General features: G+C 47.4%; 1 protein-coding gene. It reads right to left on the minus strand.

Going from position 1 to position 913, the window contains the following annotated elements; translation table 11 throughout:
- On the minus strand, positions 1-872 hold an 872-nt coding region (locus BO222_RS08000), incomplete at its 3' end, for an IS66 family transposase zinc-finger binding domain-containing protein (protein WP_143356882.1).
- Between the last annotated feature and the right edge of the window lie 41 nt (positions 873-913).

Raw genomic sequence — 913 nt, forward strand, 5'->3', positions numbered from 1 at the left:
GCAAGCAGAATCTGTCTGAGTCTGTCAAACAGAGGAGCAAAGTAAACCTGCGAAACTGAAATGATCCAGCTGCACAGAGTTCCTGAAGAAACGCTGAACATTCCCATTTCTCTGAACATCGTAATCAGAAGATTGGTGGGAATCTGATAGAGAATCTTGAAGGCGATCGCCATGGCAAGAAATGAGGAGGAAGCCCAGCTTCCGGGCAGAAGCGGCTTTGGAGCCTCGGCCTGAACGGGAGACAGTCCGCATTCACTGAGCGGAGTGTCACTGTCAGCAGCTTTTGCATGACAGCCAGGGCAGCCGTAAGTCACACCCACATACTCAATGACTCTCAGTCTGGGAAGTTCAACCTTAAGCTCGTAACGCAGATGCTTTTCTCCAAACGGAATGAGCTCATGACCACAGTATTCGCAGAACCTTTTGTCCTCATCGAGTTCTCTTACAACCTTTTCCACATCAATACCCATGCGTTCAATCATTTCTTTCAGCGTCGATTTGGGCTTTCTGGTCTGTTTTTTCTTAACCGGACGATGAGTATTTGGCTTTTTGGAAGAATCGGATTCAGACGCAGATCCGGCAGAAGGTGTGGAGTCAGAATCATTACCGTCGTCATCATCCTTCTTCTTGCCGCTCGAGCGTTTCTCAGATTTCTTTCCATAGCGCTGAGCCGCCATCAGAGTGATCTGCTCAGTCAGAGAAGCGATCGTTGTATTGGCTGCTTCAACCTGTTCGGTCAGCGAATGGATAATTTCATCTTTTTTCCGGCTGTCCTTGAGAGCGTCGTCCAGCTGCCGGCTGATCTTAACCAGCTGCTGAAAGAGCGGATTTGAAGAGATGTTAGATGTGTCTGCTGAGCTGTTTTCTGGCATAGTATTCACCCATTACATTATACCATAAAACAGTTTATTTA

It is taken from the genome of Ileibacterium valens, assembly GCF_001945525.1.
GTDB lineage: Bacteria > Bacillota_I > Bacilli_A > Erysipelotrichales > Erysipelotrichaceae > Ileibacterium > Ileibacterium valens.